Annotated in this window: 19 protein-coding genes; all 19 read left to right on the forward strand. The window is 45.2% G+C overall.

The window, feature by feature from the left end; all coding sequences use genetic code 11:
* Window positions 1-80 precede the first annotated feature (80 nt).
* The 19 genes from pstC to ACTNCK_RS00300 all read left to right on the forward strand — a co-directional run bounded on the left by pstC (window position 81) and on the right by ACTNCK_RS00300 (window position 19801).
* The gene (gene pstC, locus ACTNCK_RS00210; RefSeq protein WP_441080235.1) at window positions 81-977 is read left to right on the forward strand and encodes a phosphate ABC transporter permease subunit PstC; all 897 of its coding nucleotides are present in this window, start codon (window positions 81-83) and stop codon (window positions 975-977) included.
* Window positions 977-1867, forward strand: coding sequence for a phosphate ABC transporter permease PstA (pstA, locus tag ACTNCK_RS00215; protein WP_441080236.1), 891 nt, complete (start codon window positions 977-979; stop codon window positions 1865-1867). The genes pstC and pstA overlap by 1 nt, the downstream gene beginning before the upstream one ends.
* A gap of 26 nt (window positions 1868-1893) precedes the next feature.
* Window positions 1894-2643, forward strand: a complete 750-nt coding sequence (pstB, locus tag ACTNCK_RS00220; RefSeq protein WP_441080237.1) for a phosphate ABC transporter ATP-binding protein PstB — start codon at window positions 1894-1896, stop codon at window positions 2641-2643.
* A gap of 1 nt (window position 2644) precedes the next feature.
* Complete coding sequence (phoU, locus tag ACTNCK_RS00225) at window positions 2645-3280, forward strand: phosphate signaling complex protein PhoU (protein ID WP_441080238.1); 636 nt, start codon at window positions 2645-2647, stop codon at window positions 3278-3280.
* A gap of 56 nt (window positions 3281-3336) precedes the next feature.
* A complete protein-coding gene (locus tag ACTNCK_RS00230; RefSeq protein ID WP_441080239.1) occupies window positions 3337-4041 on the forward strand; it encodes an ABC transporter ATP-binding protein in 705 nt (234 codons plus the stop codon).
* Window positions 4038-6665: a putative ABC exporter domain-containing protein gene (locus tag ACTNCK_RS00235; RefSeq protein WP_441080240.1), complete on the forward strand. Its 2628-nt coding sequence runs from the start codon at window positions 4038-4040 to the stop codon at window positions 6663-6665. Before ACTNCK_RS00230 ends, ACTNCK_RS00235 begins: the two co-directional genes overlap by 4 nt.
* 145 nt (window positions 6666-6810) lie before the next feature.
* Window positions 6811-8148, forward strand: a complete 1338-nt coding sequence (gene rsxC, locus ACTNCK_RS00240; protein WP_441080241.1) for an electron transport complex subunit RsxC — start codon at window positions 6811-6813, stop codon at window positions 8146-8148.
* A 25-nt stretch (window positions 8149-8173) separates the two neighbouring features.
* Entirely contained in the window at window positions 8174-9139 is a 966-nt protein-coding gene (locus ACTNCK_RS00245) for an RnfABCDGE type electron transport complex subunit D (RefSeq protein ID WP_441080503.1), read from the forward strand.
* Entirely contained in the window at window positions 9136-9747 is a 612-nt protein-coding gene (locus ACTNCK_RS00250) for an FMN-binding protein (RefSeq protein WP_441080242.1), read from the forward strand. Before ACTNCK_RS00245 ends, ACTNCK_RS00250 begins: the two co-directional genes overlap by 4 nt.
* Window positions 9747-10508 (forward strand): electron transport complex subunit RsxE, encoded by a 762-nt coding sequence (rsxE, locus tag ACTNCK_RS00255; RefSeq protein ID WP_441080244.1) that lies wholly within the window; start codon window positions 9747-9749, stop codon window positions 10506-10508. Before ACTNCK_RS00250 ends, rsxE begins: the two co-directional genes overlap by 1 nt.
* A complete protein-coding gene (locus ACTNCK_RS00260; RefSeq protein ID WP_441080245.1) occupies window positions 10509-11084 on the forward strand; it encodes an electron transport complex protein RnfA in 576 nt (191 codons plus the stop codon). It begins immediately after the preceding gene.
* Window positions 11085-11095: 11 nt separating this feature from the next.
* Window positions 11096-11917: an RnfABCDGE type electron transport complex subunit B gene (locus ACTNCK_RS00265; RefSeq protein ID WP_441080246.1), complete on the forward strand. Its 822-nt coding sequence runs from the start codon at window positions 11096-11098 to the stop codon at window positions 11915-11917.
* Window positions 11918-12036: 119 nt separating this feature from the next.
* Window positions 12037-12549 (forward strand): sigma-70 family RNA polymerase sigma factor, encoded by a 513-nt coding sequence (locus ACTNCK_RS00270; protein WP_441080247.1) that lies wholly within the window; start codon window positions 12037-12039, stop codon window positions 12547-12549.
* Window positions 12539-13414 carry an RsiV family protein gene (locus ACTNCK_RS00275; RefSeq protein ID WP_441080248.1) on the forward strand — a complete coding sequence of 292 codons (876 nt, stop codon included), beginning with the start codon at window positions 12539-12541 and terminating at the stop codon, window positions 13412-13414. The genes ACTNCK_RS00270 and ACTNCK_RS00275 overlap by 11 nt, the downstream gene beginning before the upstream one ends.
* Before the next feature lie 40 nt (window positions 13415-13454).
* Window positions 13455-14489 (forward strand): FAD:protein FMN transferase, encoded by a 1035-nt coding sequence (locus ACTNCK_RS00280; protein WP_441080250.1) that lies wholly within the window; start codon window positions 13455-13457, stop codon window positions 14487-14489.
* A gap of 64 nt (window positions 14490-14553) precedes the next feature.
* On the forward strand, window positions 14554-16071 hold the full coding sequence (locus tag ACTNCK_RS00285; protein WP_441080252.1) for a Na+/H+ antiporter NhaC family protein: 1518 nt from the start codon (window positions 14554-14556) through the stop codon (window positions 16069-16071).
* A gap of 75 nt (window positions 16072-16146) precedes the next feature.
* The gene (locus ACTNCK_RS00290; RefSeq protein WP_441080253.1) at window positions 16147-18729 is read left to right on the forward strand and encodes a heavy metal translocating P-type ATPase; all 2583 of its coding nucleotides are present in this window, start codon (window positions 16147-16149) and stop codon (window positions 18727-18729) included.
* 74 nt (window positions 18730-18803) lie between these two features.
* Window positions 18804-19472, forward strand: a complete 669-nt coding sequence (gene thiE, locus ACTNCK_RS00295; protein WP_441080254.1) for a thiamine phosphate synthase — start codon at window positions 18804-18806, stop codon at window positions 19470-19472.
* Entirely contained in the window at window positions 19472-19801 is a 330-nt protein-coding gene (locus ACTNCK_RS00300) for a hypothetical protein (RefSeq protein ID WP_441080255.1), read from the forward strand. The genes thiE and ACTNCK_RS00300 overlap by 1 nt, the downstream gene beginning before the upstream one ends.
* The last annotated feature ends 14 nt before the right edge of the window (window positions 19802-19815 follow it).

Below are 19815 nucleotides of genomic sequence, written 5' to 3' on the forward strand. Positions count from 1 at the left end.
CAGGGGCCAGGGAACAGGGTATAGTAAATACTATCAACAACCCCCTAAACCCTAACCCCTGACAAACAAAGGAGATAATAATGGACTCAGTAGTCAGATTACAGTCACGGCTTAAAAGGCAGAAGGGTATAGAGAGTATATTCCACACAATCTTCCTTATCTTTGGTCTCTTCTCGATAGCGTTTGTGCTATTTATCACAGTTTTCCTTGTGATATCAGGAGTTCCGGCTATAACAAAGATCGGTATCTTTAAGTTCCTGTTCGGAACAAAGTGGGCATCAACTGCAGCAGAACCGTCATTCGGTATCCTGCCATTCATACTTACATCAGTATATGGTACGCTTGGAGCACTTCTTATAAGTGTACCGGTTGGGATATTCGCTGCAGCCTTTCTGGCAAAAATGGCGCCGGGACCTGTAGCTGCTGTAGTCCGTGAGGCGGTAGATCTTCTTGCAGGAATACCTTCAGTAGTCTGTGGTCTCTTCGGTATGATAATAATAGTTCCAGGAGTGAGAAGGCTTTTTAATCTCCCGGACGGAGCCAATCTCTTTTCAGCGATTATAGTGCTCCAGATCATGGTGCTCCCTTCGATTATTTCTGAGTCTGAGACAGCACTCCGGGCAGTGCCAAAGGAATATGAGGAGGGCTCACTGGCTCTTGGAGCCACCTATACCGAGACTGTATTCAAGGTTACCCTGCCTGCCGCAAGAAGCGGAGTGCTTACCTCTGTAATCCTGGGCACCGGACGTGCGATAGGAGAGGCAATGGCAGTAATGATGGTTGCAGGTAATGTGGCAAATATGCCTGGGATTTTCAAGAGCGTCAGATTCCTTACCACAGCAGTGGCAAGTGAGATGTCATACTCTTCAGGACTCCAGAGGCAGGCTCTTTTCTCAATAGCACTAGTGCTTTTCTTCTTTATTATACTTATTAACCTCGTATTAAGGAAGCTAACTTCGAAAGGAGAGATAAAATAATGGATGCGACAGGTACGACTGATATGATCCTTCAGGCAAAGGAAAGGATCTCCACAAAAAGAAGAGTAAAGGGAGCCCTGTTAAGAGGACTTATGTATTTTGCTGCAGCACTTACGACAGCTCTTCTGGCTCTTATAATCGGATATATCTTTTACAGAGGCGTACCATATGTGACATGGAATTTCCTCTCCACAGTCCCGTCTCTTCTGGATGATAATATAGGAATCCTGCCAAATATCTTAAACACTCTCTATATCATATTGATAGCTCTTGTATTTGCTCTGCCTATTGGAGTCGGTACGGCAGTATATCAAAACGAGTATGCGACAAACAAAAAGCTGGTCCGGGTAATAGAGCTTGCGACAGAGACATTAAGCGGTATACCTTCTATCATCTACGGACTTGCCGGAATGCTGATATTTGTTCAGGCATTAAACTTCGGGACTTCGATCATTGCAGGTGCTCTTACTCTTGCAGTCATGACACTACCCATTATAATAAGGACTACTCAGGAGGCCTTGAAGACAGTCCCGGACAGCTACAGGGAGGGCTCTCTTGCATTAGGCGGCGGAAGATGGCATATGGTCCGCACAGTAGTGCTACCATGCGCTATGGACGGTATTGTAACAGGAATAATCCTTTCAGTCGGAAGGATAGTAGGTGAATCAGCTGCTCTACTCTATACAGCAGGAATGGCAAATCAGATACTTTCTCCGGCAAAGGCAGTTATGCCGGGTAACGCAGGAGCGACTCTTACGGTTTCACTCTATATGTATGCAAAGGAAAGAGGAGAATTCAATGTAGCTTTTGCTATAGCTGTTATCCTTCTTCTCATCACCTTTGCAATAAATATCAGTGCAAAGCTTTTAGCCAGGAAGCTCAAGAGATGAGAGAGTCGGAAAAGTAAGGAGACAACATGACAAGCGTAATCGAAACAAAGGAATTAAATCTCTGGTATGGAAAACACCATGCCCTTATGAATATCAATATAGATATTCCCGAGAAGCAGATCACAGCTCTTATCGGTCCGTCAGGATGCGGAAAGTCGACATTCCTGCGCACGTTAAACAGAATGAATGATCTGATCGAGGATGTAAAGATCGATGGTCAGGTACTGCTAAAGGGTGAAAGCATCAATGATATGGATGTCAATGTCCTAAGAAGCCGTGTAGGAATGGTCTTCCAGAAGGCAAATCCTTTTCCTATGAGCGTATATGATAATATAGCCTATGGTCCAAGGATACTTGGAGTCCATAAGAAAAAGGAGCTTGATCAGATAGTGGAGACATCACTTAAGCAGGCTGCTATCTGGGATGAGTGTAAGGGAAGACTTCGTACCTCAGCGCTTGGGATGAGCGGGGGACAGCAGCAGAGACTTTGTATCGCAAGAGCTCTGGCTGTAAAGCCTGAAGTGCTCTTACTTGATGAGTCGACTTCGGCTCTTGATCCTGTTTCCACTTCAAAGATCGAGGACCTTCTGCTTGAACTGAAGAAAAAGTACACTATTATAATGGTAACCCATAATATGCAGCAGGCTGCCAGAATAGCAGACAAGACAGCTTTCTTCTTATTAGGCGAGCTTATAGAGTACGATGATACTGAGACTATATTCTCGCATCCATCGGATAAGAGGACAGAGGATTATATCACAGGAAGGTTTGGCTGATATGAGAGACAGATATAATGAAGAACTTAAGGATCTCAATGCTTCTCTTGTCGAAATGGGCAAGCTCTGTAAGGAGGCTATCTTAAAGGATGTCGATGCTCTTGCAGATGCTAAGCCGGGTGACCTTGAGGAGATAAAGGAGGTCTCTGATGCTATAGTAAAAAAGCAGGAGTATATAGAGGGTCAGTGCTATCGACTGATCCTGATGGAGCAGCCTGTAGCTAGCGATCTTAGAAACATCTCTGCGGTCTCAAAGGTCATTGTGGATATGCAGCGGATCGGGATAAACGCACTCGATATAGCTGAGATCGTTCCCTATGTGGCAGATTCGCCTCTTAAGAATCAGGTGCCTATACTTATGATGGCTGACGCAGCATCATATATGGTTTCAAAAAGTGTGGAGGCCTTTGTCGAGAAAAGCACAGATATAGCAGAAAGTGTGATCAAGTACGACGATACAGTCGATGACCTTTTCAATGAGGTCAAGACATCAGTGATTGAGGCTATCAGGAACAACAAGAAAAAGGATGCAGCCTCAGGAGTCGATATAATGATGATCGCCAAGTATTTCGAGAGAATGGGCGATCATGCAGAGAATATTGCTCATATGGTAAAATACCTGTATGATAACAGATAAGCAGAATTAAGTTTTAATATATTGTACAGGGGCAGTACTTTTGTTATAATTGGCTTATGCTTAAAGTAGAACATATAACAAAAAAATACAGAAAAACCACCGCAGTTAACGATGTCAGCTTCACTCTTGAGGATGGCACCGTTAATGTGCTTTTAGGGCCAAATGGTGCCGGAAAGAGCACTCTTTTCAAGTCTATAACAGGCTTCCTCAGATACAGCGGACAGATAACGGTAGACGGTATCCTTAACAAGACACCTGAGGCAAGACGCCTTATGGGATATATACCTGAGCTTCCGGCTCTTTATCCGAATCTGTCTATAATAGAACATATGGAGTTCCTTGCCAGAGCTTACAGATTAAGCGATTATAAGGACAGGGCAAATGCCCTCCTTGATGCCTTCGAGCTTAGGGACAAGGAAAAGAAGTTCGGGGACGAGCTGTCAAAGGGTATGCAGCAGAAGGTAAATCTATGTCTTGGCCTTTTAAGTGACCCGAAGCTTATTATCATGGATGAGCCTATGATAGGCCTTGATCCTCATGCCATAAAAAAGCTGAAGGAGATAATAGAGGAGGAGAGGCAGAAAGGGAAGACTGTCATTGTAAGCACCCATATAATCGATTCCATCGATATGATCTGGGACAGGGTCCTTATAATGAAGGATGGAAGCCTGTACGGTGATATGACCAGGGAGCAGGTTGAGGATACAGGAAGAAGCCTGGAGGATATCTTTTTTGATATCACAGAGGGAGGAGAAAGGTGAGACTGTTCGGTTATTATGTCTGGCATTCCTTTGTGAATCAGGTCAGGAAGATCTTTCGTACAAAGATAATCATATTTATCATAGCCTGTGCTCTGCTTGGGGGATTAGCCGGCGCTATAGGAGGCTCTATGGCGGCCCAAAGGACCCGGCAGACCGAAATGTCGGCTGAGAAAGAGAAGACCAAGGCAGCAGATCGGTCAGATAAGGGCCGTTCCGCTGTGAAGGCTCTTATCAGGTCGTCCGGCCTGACGGGGCAGAGGGCTGTTTTTGTATTTATATCAGCAGGAATAATAATCCTTTTTCTTTTTTTTATAGGCTCATCAGATGCAGGAGGAAGCATATTTCTGCCTGCCGATGCCGGAATACTTTTTCCGTCTCCTTTGGAGCCCCAGTCTGTTCTTATGTTCAGGCTTTTTGTCAGGATGGGAAGCTTTGTCTTTCTGACTGTTTATCTGGTGATCTGCAGCTTCGCATTTGCTGATATGATAAAGATAAGTCTCTTCTCCAAGCTTATGTTGATACTGGCCTGGATCCTTGCCTTCATCACAGCAAAGCTGTCCCAGATCTTATTCTACCTGCTCTGTGACAGATATGAATTTCTCAAGAAGAATATTAAGTATGCGGTTACAGCAGCTTTAGTCCTTATTATTTGCCTTATACTTTCCTATCAGAAGATAAGAGGTATAGCCATAGGGACAGCAGCGGATCATGTCCTTAATTTCAGAGGATCCACCTTTATTCCCTGTTATGGATGGCTGAAGGGAATGGCCTATTATGGCCTTAAGGGAAATGTCATAATGGCAGTGACAGATGCCATATTATCGGCTTTTTTTGCGGCTTTTCTTGTAATCCTGATATACAGACAGAAGGCTTGTTACTACGAATCGGCTCTTGAAAAGACCGACCAGATCGAAAAACAGATGGAAAAGGTCCAGAAGATGGGCCTTGCTATCCCGTCAGGAAAAGCTAAGCATAAAAGCCTTTCCGCAGAGGAAGAGGGTATAGGACACGGAAGAGGAGCCTCGGTCTTTTTCTTCAAGGATATGAAGCTTAGATTCAGGAAAAAGGGAAAGGGTCTGGTTACAAGGACCTCAGTCATATATCTTGCCATCTCCTTTATGGCAGGAGTGATAGCAAGGGATCAGTGGGGGATAAAGCCTGCCCTGGCTGCATTTACGGCTCTTAGCCTACTGGTCTTTTACAGATCCTTCCAGAATGAAAGCTCAGAGGACTTAAAGACCGGATTCTACAGAATGATACCCGAAAGTCCATGGAAGAAGCTCTTCTTCTCACTTGCCGGAGGAAGCACAGTATGCTGCCTGGACTTACTGCCATCTGTAGTACTCGTAGCTCTGGCCTTCAGACCGGCGCCGGCTGTACTATTGATCGGCTTTATCATAGTGATCACGACAAATATCTATTCATCGATTGTAAGAGCTTTTATTGATTCGGTCATATCTGATTCGATCGATCAGAGTGTCCATCAGGTCGTATTCATGACATTTCTTATGTTCGGCCTGCTTCCGGATTTCATAATCCTTTACATTGGATATATGAAAGGAGACATGAGTGCATATATACCATATATAGCTCTGGTAAATGTCCTTGTAGCTTGCTTATTCTTCTCTGTTACTCCTGTAAACCTTGAGGATATGAGAGTAAGGGCAGATAAGCCCTCGATTTCAGATTACAAGGGTGATCTGAAATCGGCAGCACATGATTTTTCTACGATAGGACTTGGACTTGCGCTTATAATAATATTATCTATTGCATCCCAGTTTCTTATATCGAAGCTAATCATGCACTATTTTCCGGGAGTAATGGATACTTCATGGGGAAGCTGGGCTGTCGTGATGCTTCCCGAGTATCTGATCGGTTTTCCGGCTGGACTTGCAGTGATAAAAAGAGTAAAGGCAGCTTACTATAAAGACCGGCCGCTTGGAGGCAGAGAATATCTGTTAGCAATACCATCATCCTTTTTCGTAATGGTAGCAGGAGCCCTTGCAGGATTTCTTGTCCTTTTTCTACTGGGACTTATCCTTCCTGTAAATAAGGTCTCAGGTATTTCTGTAATGTCAGACCAGGGACCTGTCTATGTACGGATACTCTTTATGGTGATACTTGCTCCTCTTATCGAGGAGTATACATTCAGGCGTACTCTTATAGACAGGCTGCGGCCGTATGGGGAAAGGACAGCAATAGTATTTCAAGCGGCAGCCTTCGGTCTCTTTCACGGGAATTTTTCCCAGATCTTTTATGCGATGGGACTGGGACTTATCCTTGGTGCCATATATGAAAAGACAGGAAGACTCCGTTACAGTATCTCACTCCATATGCTTATAAACTTCCTTGGCGGAATAGTATCTCCTCTTATCCTTTCGGCCATGCAGGGGAAGTTGTCAGGCTTTTATCATACTATGGCTATAGTCTATCTTGCTATTTACTATGGACTTGCCATAGCCGGTATTGCAGTATTTTTCATCTCCATGTCGAGACTTCGCTTATACCGTATGGAAAAAGAGCTTCCATCCGGCGCGACTGTCTCTACGGTATGCTGGAATCCGGGAGTCATGGCCTTTGCACTCTCCTGTGCAGCTCTTATATTTTTGCAGACAGCAGCCTAGGCTGTCCGCAAAAATATACAAAAATATAGTGAATGTCTTTTCTCTTTATGTGCAAAAGTGATATAATGTTCTAGTGAAGTTAAGCGAATAGCTTATTGAAAATGATTTCACTGTTGGAAAAGTAACTAGAAAGTGGGGTAACTGAATGAGCCTTAAAACATTTAAAGGCGGTGTCCATCCCTTCGAAGGCAAGGAGCTTTCAAAGTCCAAGCCTATCAAGGAGCTTCTCCCAAAGGGCGAGCTGGTATTTCCGGTATCTCAGCATATCGGAGCTCCGGCAAAGCCTGTTGTAGCAGGAGGAGATACGGTTCTTCGCGGTCAGAAGATTGCTGAGGCCGGCGGCTTTGTTTCATCGCCGATTTACTCATCGGTTTCCGGTACTGTAAAGGGCATAGAAAAGCGCCGTACAGCTACAGGAGATATGGTGGATTCGATCATCATTGAAAGTGACGGGAACTTCATGGAGGTTGGCTTCGAGGGGACCGATGATGTGACAAAGCTTTCAAACGAACAGATCATTGGAAAGATCCGTGAAGCAGGAGTAGTCGGTATGGGAGGAGCAGGCTTTCCTACACATGTCAAGCTTTCTCCAAAGGAGCCTGAAAAGATTGATCACATAATAGCCAACTGTGCTGAATGTGAGCCATACCTTACAAGTGATTACCGGGAAATGATGGAGGAGCCGGACAAGCTCATAGGAGGGATGAAGATCGTCCTGCAGCTTTTCCCGAAGGCTAAGGGAGTATTCGCAATCGAAAACAACAAGTCTGACTGCATTGAAAAGCTGACAGAGCTGACAAAGGATGATGACCGTCTTAGTGTTGTGCCTCTCCTTACCAAGTATCCTCAGGGCGGCGAGAGAACGATCATACATGCTGTTACAGGAAGAGATATCAATTCAAAGATGCTTCCTGCTGATGCTGGCTGCATAGTTGACAATGTGGCTACCCTTATCGCTATCTATGATGCGGTAAAGCTTGGGATTCCTGTAATGAACAGGGTATTTACTGTTACAGGAGAGGCAGTGTGCGAGCCACGCAACTACCGTATCTGTATAGGAACAAGCTATGAGGAGCTTCTCGAGGCATCAGGCGGACTGATACATGAGGCAAAGAAGGAGATAAGCGGCGGCCCTATGATGGGATTTGCGCTTTATGGACTTGATGTTCCGACCACCAAGACTACATCGGCCCTCCTGTGTCTTACAGAGGACGAGGCAAGCGAATATCAGGAAAGCGCCTGCATCAACTGTGGCCGATGTGTTGAGGCCTGTCCTGAGAGGCTCGTTCCTTCAAGGCTTGCGGATTTCGCTACGCATGGACAGAAGGAAGAATTTGAAAAGTGGTACGGGCTCGAGTGCGTTGAATGCGGCAGCTGCAGCTACGGCTGTCCGGCAAGACGTCCTCTTGCCCAGCATATAAAGACCCTGAAGAAGCTCCTGCTTGCTGAAAAGAAAAAGGCAGCAGCAAAGGATAAGAAATGAGGTGAGTGAATTGGAAGAGAAGAAAATGCTTAATGTAACCTCCTCGCCTCATGTAAGGGCAAAGGATGATACACAGCGGATCATGGCTTATGTGATCATAGCCCTGCTTCCGGCAACTATTTTTGGAATCTTTAATTTCGGAATAAGGGCCCTTTTAGTCATTGTTTCTACAGTGGCAGCAAGTGTACTTTCCGAGTATATCTACTGCAGGATAGTCCATAGAAAGAATACGACAAGGGATCTGTCAGCGGTAGTTACGGGCCTTCTTCTGGCCTTAAACCTTCCAAGTTCAGTTCCGATCTGGCTTGGTATAGTAGGCGGAGCCTTCGCTATAATCGTGGTAAAGGAGCTGTTCGGGGGACTCGGACAGAATTTCATGAACCCGGCTCTTGGTGCCAGATGCTTCCTGCTTATCTCATTTGCAGGACTGATGACAGATTTCTCTGATTACAGGGGATTTACTGATACCTTCGGAGGAGCAACACCACTTGCTACATTAAAGGCAGGAAAGAGTGTTGACACACTAAGGCTTATACTTGGAAACGTACCGGGGACAATAGGTGAGACATCTATGATAGCAATCGTTATAGGAGCTGTCTTCCTTATACTTATGGGAGTCATCACCTTACGCATACCTGGTACCTATATCCTTACCTTCGCTGTCTTTACTATCATCTTTGGCGGACATGGTTTTGACATGAACTTCCTTGTAGCAGAGCTTGCAGGAGGCGGACTTATGCTTGGAGCCTTCTTTATGGCAACAGACTATGTGACAAGTCCTATAACCCCGTCAGGTCAGATAATCTATGGAATACTCCTGGGAGTAATGACAGGCATATTCAGATTCTTCGGCTCCTCAGCGGAGGGAGTTTCGTATGCGATCATCTTCTCGAACCTTTTCGTACCTCTGATTGAGAAGGCTACAATACCTAGAGCCTTTGGTATCAGAAAGGAAAAGAAGGCTAAGAAAGCAAAGGAGGGTGTAGCATGAGTGACAAGAAATCGATTCTTAGGGATGCTATGAGACTGACCGTGATCACACTTGTATCAGGACTGCTTCTGGGACTGGTCTATCAGATCACTCTTTCTCCTCGTAATGCTGCTGCCGAGAAGGCGACGAATGACGCCTATAAGGCTGTATTTACAAAGGCAGCAAGCTTTAAAGACTATTCTGATTTCGATCCAGACAAGGCCGATGCGCTGATAAAGAAGGCCGGATATAACAATATATCTATCACTGCCTGTGTAGAGGCCTGTGACAATAGCGGAAAAACACTAGGATACGTGATCACAGTTGTGACAAAGAGCTACGGCGGCAACGCAACATTCTCTATGGGCGTGACTAACGAGGGAGTGATGAACGGTTATCAGATTACCTCGATCTCTGATACACCGGGACTTGGCATGAAGTCAACAGAGCCTAAGTTCAAGGATCAGTTCAAGGGTATCTCTGCCGGCAGGTATACTGTGACAAAAGATACGCCTAAAGATAATGAGATCCAGGCGATAAGCGGAGCTACAATTACCTCCCGCGCTATTACCAACGGAGTTGACGCCGGATTTGAGTATTACAAGAGTATAGCAGGAGGTGAAGAGTAATGGATAGCCCTAAGGAAAGACTATATAACGGAATAGTAAAGGAAAATCCTATCTTTGTCCTTGTACTTGGAATATGTCCTACACTTGCAGTTACAACATCTGCAATGAATGGACTTGGTATGGGACTTTCGACTACGCTGGTGCTTGCATTATCCAATGCCCTGATATCGGCTCTAAGGAAGATGATACCGGACAGAGTGCGTATGCCGGCCTTTATAGTTGTGGTTGCTTCATTTGTGACTATAGTGCAGTTTTTGATTCAGGGATACCTGCCTACACTCTATGATGCACTTGGTATCTATATACCTCTGATCGTAGTAAACTGTATCATACTAGGACGTGCCGAAAGCTACGCTTCAAAGAATCCTGTCATTCCTTCCCTGTTTGATGGTCTTGGTATGGGACTTGGATTTACTGCCTCCCTTATCTTTATCGGAGCAGTAAGAGAGCTTCTTGGAGCAGGAACGATATTTGGCTTCCAGCTTCTTCCACTGGCTGACAAGGCTAGTGGAAAGGCAGGCTATACTCCTGTTTCGATCTTTATCCTGGCTCCGGGCGCCTTCTTCATACTTGCTCTTCTCGTGGTGATCATGAATATAGTAAGAGAAAAGCAGGCCGCCAAGGGAAAGCCGCTTGCACCTGTTGCGAATTCATGCCTTTGCAATGACGAGGATGCTCTTGAGAAGGCAATGACAAGTGACGACCCTAACGTTAAGGAAGCCATCGACAATCTGAAGTCAAAGCAGAAGGAGGCGAAGTAAATGAGTAATCTAGCCCTTATTTTCATCGGAGCCTTTATAGTAAATAATGTGCTCCTAAGCCAGTTCCTTGGCCTGTGCTCATTCCTTGGAGTATCAAAAAAGACTTCAACAGCAGTTGGAATGGGAGGAGCAGTAACCTTTGTCATTACGATCGCTTCTGTCGTCGCAGGACTTCTTTATAAGTATATTCTGGTACCAACAGGATTTGAGTACCTTGATACTATCGTTTTCATACTTGTAATAGCAGCTCTGGTCCAGGTCGTTGAGATGTTCCTCAAGAAAAACGTACCTTCCCTTTACCGGGCCTTAGGTGTCTATCTTCCTCTTATCACGACAAACTGCGCGGTCCTTGGTGTAGCTCTAAAGAACGTGACCAACAACTACAGCATTCTTCAGGGTGTCGTATATGGTATAGGTACCGGACTTGGATATTTCCTGGCTATCGTCATTCTTGCCGGGATCCGCGAGAAGTATCACTATAATGATTATCCGAAGTATTTCAAGGGTACTGCAATGACCCTTATCACAGCAGGACTTATGTCTATGGCCTTCTTCGGATTCTCAGGAATGATCTAAGGAGGAAAGGTATGTTTAGTGGAATCATAATTGCTACAATAATCGTAGGTGCGGTAGGCTGCGCTATCGGTTTTCTCCTCTGTCTCGCATCAGAAAAGTTCAAGGTCCAGGTGGATCCGAGAGAGGAAGAGATACTTTCGGTCCTTCCCGGCAATAACTGCGGAGGCTGCGGATATCCTGGATGCCCCGGCTGCGCCCATGCCATAGCTGCAGGAGAGGCTGGTGTAGGTCAGTGTCCAGTAGGAGGAGCTCCTGTTGCAGCAAAGATAGGTGCAATAATGGGTGTCGATGCCTCTGAGCAGAAGCGGATGGTAGCCCATGTCAGATGTATAGGAGACTGTGACATGACTACTCCAAAGTACAATTATAGCGGAGTAGAGAGCTGTTCTGCCATGGCATTTGTGCCGGGCGGCGGTCCTAAGGAATGTAAGTACGGCTGCATGGGATTTGGTGACTGTGTGGATTCCTGTCAGTTTGATGCCATACATATAGTAAATGGTATAGCCTTAGTGGATAAGGAGGCCTGCAAGGCCTGTGGCAAATGCGTAGAGGCCTGTCCGCGTGATATAATCGAGCTTATTCCTTATGATGCCTCTGAGGTGGTTGACTGCAGGAACAAGGACAAGGGCAAGGATGTAATGGCCGTATGTAAGACCGGCTGCATCGCCTGCCATATCTGCGAGAAGACCTGCCAGCATGATGCGGTTCATGTAGTAGACAATGTAGCTTATATAGATCAGGATAAGTGCATTGGCTGCGGAGATTGTGCCGCCAAGTGTCCTAAGAAGGTTATAACAGTCCTTAATGCAAAGTCCTGTGAAAAGACTGCTTAGGTCTTTGGAACAAGCTTATTTAAGCGTCGTCTGTTTGTCTCAGACGACGTTTTTTTATTTTTCTGAAACTTTTTTACAGCTAATGGGGTCTAATAGATGTAAGCAAACGAAAGGAAGTGATGAATCAAGTGTTTTCCCGGGAAAGAAAGACTACTAACGAAAAGCTTATAGAAGGAATCCTTCTTGAAAAATATAACAGCTACTATCGGATGGCTCTAAGCTATACAAAAAATGAGGCAGATGCAGCTGATATAGTTCAGGAGGGAGCATACAGAGCAATAAGGATGGCCGGGTCCTTAAAGGATCCAAAGTTCGCTTCGACCTGGATCTACCGGATCATGATGAATGAGATCTACCGTAGCATGAGCAGGGCTGGGGCGACATCGCTTGATGCTATAGAATACGAAGGCGAAGGTCATGAGGATAAGTACAGGGATACAGATCTTGAAAGGGCTCTCGATTCCCTTGATAAAAAGGATCAGGCGGTTATCAAGCTAAGATATTTCGAGGAAATGACGCTTCAGGAAATAGCCCGGATCCTTGATGAAAATGAGAACACGGTTAAAAGCCGGCTGTACAGGAGTCTTAAAAAGCTAAGAGCAAAGATGGAGGAAAGCGGTTATGACAGATGAGTTTAATGGACTTAAGGAAAGATATGCCGGTTGTTCAATGGATGAAAAGGCGGTAAGTGCAATGAAAAAAAGGATAGAAGAAGCAGAAAACTTAAACAGGGCAGACAGGGCAAAAAAGAGAATAAGAGGCTTTGCTATAGCAGCAGCTGCAGCCTTTACGGTTGTAGTCCTCCCTAATACGAATCAGGGGATTGCAAATGCGATGGCAGGCATTCCGGGAATCGGTGGACTGTTTCGATTCGTTACTATAAGAGACTATCATGATAATACAGGAAGCAGTCAGGCAGACATATCTGTTTCCGGAATCAGAGCAAGTGGCAAAAAGGGTAAGAAGACAGCAGGAGAGATAAACAAGGAGATAAAGGAGCTGGCTGATAAGTATCTGGCCTCCTATAAGGAAACGGTAAGGAAGGGCGGACACGAGGCAGTAGATGTGGATACAGAGATAATAGATAAGACAGATGATTACTTTACTCTCAAGCTATCATCTACTGAGTCAGCAGCAGACAGCTATACAGAAAATCACTATTATACGATTTCTCTTAGGACAGGAAAGCAGATAAGGCTTATAGATCTGTTCAAAAAGGGAAGCGATTATAAGAGCGTGCTGATAAAGAGTGTAGAGGATCAGATGAAGGATCAGGTAAAGGATACGCCTGATGTTTCATATTTCTATACAGACAGCAGGGAGGATCAGGAGCTTACTGGATTTAAGGAAAGTGACCTGTTTGATAAGGCCTCATTCTATCTGAACAAGGATGGAAATATAGTCCTCTGCTATAACCAGGGTCAGGTAGCAGCCATGTATATGGGTGATCTGGAATTTGTTATCCCAAACGATAATGTAAAGGACATCCTTAAGTAATAATTGCGGCAGTGATCAAAATATTGTATAATCAGTCATTATGAAAAAGATACGTGAGATTCTTTCAACGATACTGATAATTACAATGATCCTGCCGCTTTTTTCATGTTCTAATGCTTCTGTGGAGGCGGATACGCCTCACAGCAGGACCGGGCTTTTTTTTGATACGGTAATAACGATTACATTATACGGTGATAGCGCAAAGGCATCAAAAAGACTTGACGCTGTTTTTAAAATGGCAGAGAAATATGACAATATGTTTTCGGCAACAAAAGGAAAGTCAGATATTTCAAGAATCAATAATGCCGCAGGGCAGCCGGTAAGGGTCCACAGGGAAACAATCCAGATAATAAGGGATGCAGTGGAATACTCAAAGAAGTCAGATGGCATCTTTGACCTCACGGTCGGAGACTTAAGCGATCTCTGGGACTTTAAGAACAATACAGGTACTGTGCCGGACAGACAGGCCTTAAATCAGGCACTAAAGCATGTAGATTACAGGAATGTGGAGATAGACGGTAACTACGTATGCCTTAAGGATCCGGACTCAATGATAGATCTCGGCGGTATAGCAAAGGGCTTTATAGCTGACAAGATTAAAAAGAAGCTTGAGAAGATGGGGGCGAAAAGCGGGATAATAAATCTCGGAGGCAATGTCCTGCTGATAGGAAACAGACCCGATGGCAAGCCATATACAGTAGGAATACAGCGACCTTTTTCCGATGATGGTACAGCTCTTTTCACACTTCAGGCCAGGGATATGTCAATTGTTACCAGCGGGACCTATCAGAGATATTTTGAAAAAAACGGCAGGATCTATCATCATATCCTGAACCTGTCCACAGGCTATCCGTATAATAACGGTCTTGATTCGGTGACTATTATAACAAAGAAATCCACAAAAGCAGATGCTCTGTCGACAACGGTTTTTGCAATGGGACTTAAAAAGGGCCTTGAATATGTCAACTCACTAAAGGGAGTTGAGGCAGTATTTGTAAAGACAAACGGAGAAATAATAAAGTCTTACAATGTAGACAGGCTATATAAATACACTAAGCTCAAAAAAAACTATTGAAAAAGCGACCGGATTAGGTTATTCTAGTCTTGTTCACAAAAAATTCACAAAGAAAGGCACTGATATGTTTGTTGGAACCTTCTGGTCACTTTTGCCACCTATAGTTGCTATCGCTCTGGCTCTGATCACAAAAGAGGTATATATATCTCTATTTGCCGGATGCGCTCTTGGAGCCCTGCTTTCAGCAGAATTCCATCCCTGGAGGGCCTTCGACACCTTCTTTAATACAATGATCAAAAGTGTGGATTTCTCCATACTTATGTTTATGATCCTGCTTGGAATGATAGTGATCCTGATGCAGGAATCCGGAGGTACAAGGGCATACGGAGAGTGGGCAATAAAGCACCTTAAGTCAAAGAGAGCGACTCTTGTCGCAACCTCTCTTCTCGGTGTGCTTATTTTCGTGGATGATTATTTCAACTGCCTTACTGTAGGGTCTGTTATGAGGCCGGTTACAGACAAGTATAAGATTTCAAGAGCAAAGCTTGCATATATAATCGATGCAACGGCCGCTCCCGTCTGCATAATAGCACCGGTTTCCTCCTGGGCCGCTGCTGTCAATTCCTATGTACCTAAGGGAAGTTCCATGTCGGGCTTTCAGATGTTTCTTTCTACGATACCATTTAATTTATATGCCATCCTGACTCTCTTTATGGTCTTCTTTACCTCGATCAGGGGAATTGATTTCGGACTTATGAAGGTCCATGAGGAAAATGCCGCCAAAGGGGATCTATTTACATCCGGCGGAGAGGCATTTAAGGATATGCCAGGCGAGGGCGATGTGACAGAGGGCGGAAAATACACTAAAGGAAAGGTCTCGGATCTTGTCGCTCCTATGCTGTTGATGATCGCCTCGGCAATCCTGTGCATGATATGGACCGGTCATCTGAATGGCGGAAAGAATATTGTTTCTGATTTTGCCAACTGCTCGTCATCTGAGTCCCTGGTCTTTGCCGGACTGGTGACCATAGCCTTTCTTCTGATCTATTATCTGCCTAGAAGGGTAATAGGCTTCAAGGACTTCATGAATTCAGTTCCTGAGGGTGGAAAGCTGATGATGCCTGCAATCCTGATCTTAGTCCTTGCCTGGACCCTTAAGGGGACGACAGATGGTCTTGGACTTGGGAGCTTTGTGAGGAGTTCTCTTGATCTGAATTCATCCCTTGTCAGATTTGTCCCTGTGATAATCTTTATGGTAGCGGTTTTTATCGGCTTTTCATCAGGAACAAGCTGGGGAACCTTTGCTATCCTGGTCCCTATAGTCGTCGATATGTTCTCAAGGTCTGACCAGACAATGATGATAATATCCGTTTCTGCGGTTCTTGCCGGAGCAGTCTGCGGCGACCATGTCTCACCGATCTCGGATACTACGATTATGTCATCGTCCGGGGCCCAGTGTAACCATGTAAATCATGTCCAGACTCAGATGCAGTATGCAGGCCTGGTGGTCCTTGTATGTATAGCAGGATATATAATTGCAGGCTTCACAAAGAACTGGTGGCTTACACTGGCCATCTGCATTGCTGCTCTTGCCGGGATCCTTACGGCTATAGGAAAGAAAAATCCTGTACAGACCTATTGACAAATACCCCATAGGGGTATATACTCCCTTTTAAGAGATACCCGATGGGGGTATCCCGTAGAAAGGAAGGTCAGGATGACAAAATATTCTGTATCCGGAATGAGCTGCGCGGCCTGTCAGGCCCATGTGGAAAAGGCCGTAAGCAGCGTTGATGGAGTAAGTCAGGTAAATGTAAGTCTTCTTACTAACTCTATGCAGGTAGAGGGAGATGCTTCCCCAGCTTCTGTTATGAAGGCTGTAGCAGATGCCGGATACAAGGCAAGTCCTCTGGGCCAGGGAGCAGCTGAGTCAGACAAGAGCCTTAAGGCAGGAGATATTGTCAGGGAGGAGGAAGAACTTCTTCGGGATCGGACTACTGATCGGATGGTAAAGAGACTTATAGCCTCTGTCATTTTCCTTGCAGCCCTTATGTATCTTTCTATGGGAGTCAGCATGTGGGGCTTTCCTTTCCCTGATCCACTTGATAATCCGATATCCCTTGCTACGATGGAGATGCTCCTTTCTGCCGCTGTAATGTATATCAACAGGGATTTCTTCATTAACGGCTTTAAGGGACTTGCCCATTTTTCTGCAAATATGGATACACTTGTAGCCATAGGCTCTGCTGTATCTTTCTGCTACAGTCTTGCCGGACTTTTTGCAGAGATAGATGCAGCCTGGAAAATGGATATGAGCAAAGCCATGGCCATTTCGATGAGGTATATTTACTTCGAAACGGCGGCCATGATCCCGACATTTATCACTATAGGCAAGACTCTTGAATCATATTCCAAGGGACGGACGACCGATGCACTAAAGGACCTCATAAAGCTGTCACCAAAGACTGCGACCGTAGAGCGTAATGGTAAGGAAGAGCAGATAAGCATTGATCGGGTCCATTCAGGCGATATAGTGGTCGTTCGTCCGGGAGAGAGCATACCGGTAGACGGTATTATCACAGAGGGGACAACAGCAGTGGATGAGTCGGCACTTACAGGAGAAAGCGTCCCTGTTGACAGATTTCCGGATGATACAGTAAAGGCTGCAACGATCTCCACCTCAGGATATATAAAGGTAAGGGCTACAAGGGTAGGAGCAGATACCACCTTAAGTCAGATCATAAAAATGGTTTCGGATGCATCGGCCACAAAGGCTCCTATAGCAAGGATAGCAGACCAGATAGCCGGAGTATTCGTTCCAGGGGTAATGATTATTGCCCTTCTTACCTTTATAGGATGGCTTGTGGTCGGAGGCGGATTTTCTGCCGCACTTACAAGAGCTGTATCTGTTCTTGTGATATCATGTCCATGCGCATTAGGTCTTGCTACTCCGGTTGCCATAATGGTAGGGAGCGGTAAGGGGGCAAGAGCCGGGATCCTTTTCAAGACCGCAGCCTCATTAGAGCAGGTCGGTCATACGGATATAGTTGCTCTTGACAAGACGGGAACCATAACCAATGGTAGGCCTCTTGTTACAGATCTGCTTCCTGTATCGGTTGACGAGGAAGTTCTTCTTGCTTATGCTGCTTCACTTGAGAAAATGAGCAGTCATCCGCTGGCAGGGGCAGTAAGCGAGTATGCTGCTGATAAGGAGATAAGCCTCTATCAGGCATCGGATTTTGTTAACATCCCTGGCAAGGGACTTAGTGCAGTGATAAATGGCAGGAGGGTAGCAGGAGGAAACAGGGACTATATCAGGACGATAATAAAGGCTTATATGTCTGATATAGACAATAAGGCGGATCAGCTTGCTGACCAGGGAAAAACACCGCTTTATTTTGCTGCAGATGAAGAGCTCTTAGGAGTGATCGCAGTTTCAGATACCATAAAGGCTGAAAGCGCAGAGGCCATAAGTCAGCTCCACAGGCAGGGAATAAAGGTAGTAATGCTTACAGGAGACAATGAAAGGAGCGCCCGTTCGATAGGAAGCGCAGCCGGAGTCGACGAGATTTACTCGGATGTGATGCCGGATGGCAAAGCCTCAATTATTAACAAGCTCAAGAGATCAGGCAGAGTCGCAATGGTAGGAGACGGTATTAACGATGCTCCTGCACTTACGATAGCAGACAGTGGTATTGCTATCGGGGCTGGGACCGATGTGGCTATAGATGCAGCTGATATTGTACTTGAAAAGAGTCTGCTTACAGATGTGCCTGCTGCAATAAGACTATCAAGGCAGACTGTAAGGAACATACATGAGAATCTCTTCTGGGCATTCTTTTATAATCTTATCTGTATTCCTCTGGCCATAGGGCTCTATCAGGCTCTTTTCGGATGGAGCTTCGAGATGAGGCCTGAGATTGGGGCACTTGCAATGGCCTTTTCGTCAGTAACAGTATGTCTTAATGCATTAAGGCTCAATCTGTTTTCTGTATACAATACAAGGGTTGACAGGGCTTTAGGCAGGAGAAGGAATCTTTCTGTGACAGAGTCTTCTGATAACAATGATAATGAAAGTGAGGCAAATGAAATGACAAGGACCATGACGATTGAAGGAATGATGTGCGGACACTGCGAGATGACAGTAAAAAATGCTCTTCTTGCAGTAGACGGAGTAAGTGAAGCAGAGGTAAGCCATGAGAAGGGAGAAGCAGTAGTAAGGCTTGATCCTTCGGTTTCTCCTGATGCCTTAAAGAAGGCCGTCGAGGATCATGATTATAAGGTTGTAAAGATTTCGTAAATAAAAGGTATTAAAGATTTATACAACTTATGGTAAAATAATCTTCAGTGAATATAGCTGGAGGTTATTTTTTTATGGGAAAGGACCTGGCAGAAAGCCTGCTTTTATATGCGGTAACAGACAGAAGGTGGCTTGGTGAAAACGAGACTCTTTCTGATGCGGTCAGAGCGGCCATATCCGGCGGAGCGACAATGATACAGCTTCGGGAAAAGGATATGACAGAGGATGAATTCATAGAGGAAGCAAGAGCTGTTCGCAGAGTATGTACTGTTCCTCTGCTTATAAATGATAATATAAGGGTCTGTAAGGAAAGCGGTGCAGACGGAGTCCATCTTGGCAGAGAAGATATGCCAGTAGAGAAGGCAAGAGAGATACTTGGGAGCGGATATATAATAGGCGCTACTGCCCATAACCTTTCTGAGGCCATCTGCTCAGAGGAGGCAGGTGCAGACTACCTGGGAGTTGGGGCGGCCTTCGGCTCATCGACTAAGATGGATGCCAGGAGGATTATATCGCTTTCTGAATATAAAAGGATCACAGAGGAGGTCAATATACCTGTTGTAGCGATTGGAGGCATTACGTCAGCTAATGTAGAAGGGCTTAGTGGACTCGGGCTGGCAGGAGTCGCCTCAGTATCAGCCGTTTTTGCAAATAAGGATATTGCTCTTTCTACAAGGAAGTTTAGGAAAAGGGTAGAGGATGCGATTACAGGATCAGAAAGGAAGCAGACGGGAGAAATATAATGATACTTCTTCTTTCAGGAAAATACCAGCTGGAAAGTGAGTTCGGAAGAAGACATTTCCCAGGTCTTAGTCTGTCTGAGAGGAATGCAGATCAGTATGACTTTGACGAGGAGGCAGATATTGATAAGGAGGCCGGACGGATAGCAGAGGAGATGCTTACATCCGGCTATGACATATTATTCTGTCATATAAGCGGCTGCGGGGTTGTGCCGGTAGACAGAAGAGAGAGATACCACTCTGAGCTTACGGGACGCATTTCATGCATTCTGGCAAAGAAAGCAGACGAGGTCTGGCTTGTCAGAGCCGGTATCGGAGAGAGGATAAAATGACGCAGGGGAAAAGC

Source organism: Candidatus Weimeria sp. HCP3S3_B5 (genome assembly GCF_052064335.1).
Classification (GTDB): Bacteria; Bacillota; Clostridia; order Lachnospirales; family Lachnospiraceae; genus Weimeria.

Excerpts from the sequence above, each read along its gene's own strand:
- ACTNCK_RS00265 (WP_441080246.1), top strand. The coding sequence starts at position 11,096 with ATGTTTAGTGGAATCATAATTGCTACAATAATCGTAGGTGCGGTAGGC.
- rsxE (WP_441080244.1), top strand. The coding sequence starts at position 9,747 with ATGGATAGCCCTAAGGAAAGACTATATAACGGAATAGTAAAGGAAAAT.
- pstC (WP_441080235.1), top strand. The coding sequence starts at position 81 with ATGGACTCAGTAGTCAGATTACAGTCACGGCTTAAAAGGCAGAAGGGT.
- ACTNCK_RS00230 (WP_441080239.1), top strand. The coding sequence starts at position 3,337 with ATGCTTAAAGTAGAACATATAACAAAAAAATACAGAAAAACCACCGCA.
- thiE (WP_441080254.1), top strand. The coding sequence starts at position 18,804 with ATGGGAAAGGACCTGGCAGAAAGCCTGCTTTTATATGCGGTAACAGAC.
- ACTNCK_RS00270 (WP_441080247.1), top strand. The coding sequence starts at position 12,037 with ATGAATCAAGTGTTTTCCCGGGAAAGAAAGACTACTAACGAAAAGCTT.
- ACTNCK_RS00285 (WP_441080252.1), top strand. The coding sequence starts at position 14,554 with ATGTTTGTTGGAACCTTCTGGTCACTTTTGCCACCTATAGTTGCTATC.
- ACTNCK_RS00250 (WP_441080242.1), top strand. The coding sequence starts at position 9,136 with ATGAGTGACAAGAAATCGATTCTTAGGGATGCTATGAGACTGACCGTG.
- ACTNCK_RS00245 (WP_441080503.1), top strand. The coding sequence starts at position 8,174 with ATGCTTAATGTAACCTCCTCGCCTCATGTAAGGGCAAAGGATGATACA.
- ACTNCK_RS00275 (WP_441080248.1), top strand. The coding sequence starts at position 12,539 with ATGACAGATGAGTTTAATGGACTTAAGGAAAGATATGCCGGTTGTTCA.
- ACTNCK_RS00280 (WP_441080250.1), top strand. The coding sequence starts at position 13,455 with ATGAAAAAGATACGTGAGATTCTTTCAACGATACTGATAATTACAATG.
- ACTNCK_RS00260 (WP_441080245.1), top strand. The coding sequence starts at position 10,509 with ATGAGTAATCTAGCCCTTATTTTCATCGGAGCCTTTATAGTAAATAAT.
- ACTNCK_RS00290 (WP_441080253.1), top strand. The coding sequence starts at position 16,147 with ATGACAAAATATTCTGTATCCGGAATGAGCTGCGCGGCCTGTCAGGCC.
- pstA (WP_441080236.1), top strand. The coding sequence starts at position 977 with ATGGATGCGACAGGTACGACTGATATGATCCTTCAGGCAAAGGAAAGG.
- ACTNCK_RS00300 (WP_441080255.1), top strand. The coding sequence starts at position 19,472 with ATGATACTTCTTCTTTCAGGAAAATACCAGCTGGAAAGTGAGTTCGGA.
- pstB (WP_441080237.1), top strand. The coding sequence starts at position 1,894 with ATGACAAGCGTAATCGAAACAAAGGAATTAAATCTCTGGTATGGAAAA.
- phoU (WP_441080238.1), top strand. The coding sequence starts at position 2,645 with ATGAGAGACAGATATAATGAAGAACTTAAGGATCTCAATGCTTCTCTT.
- rsxC (WP_441080241.1), top strand. The coding sequence starts at position 6,811 with ATGAGCCTTAAAACATTTAAAGGCGGTGTCCATCCCTTCGAAGGCAAG.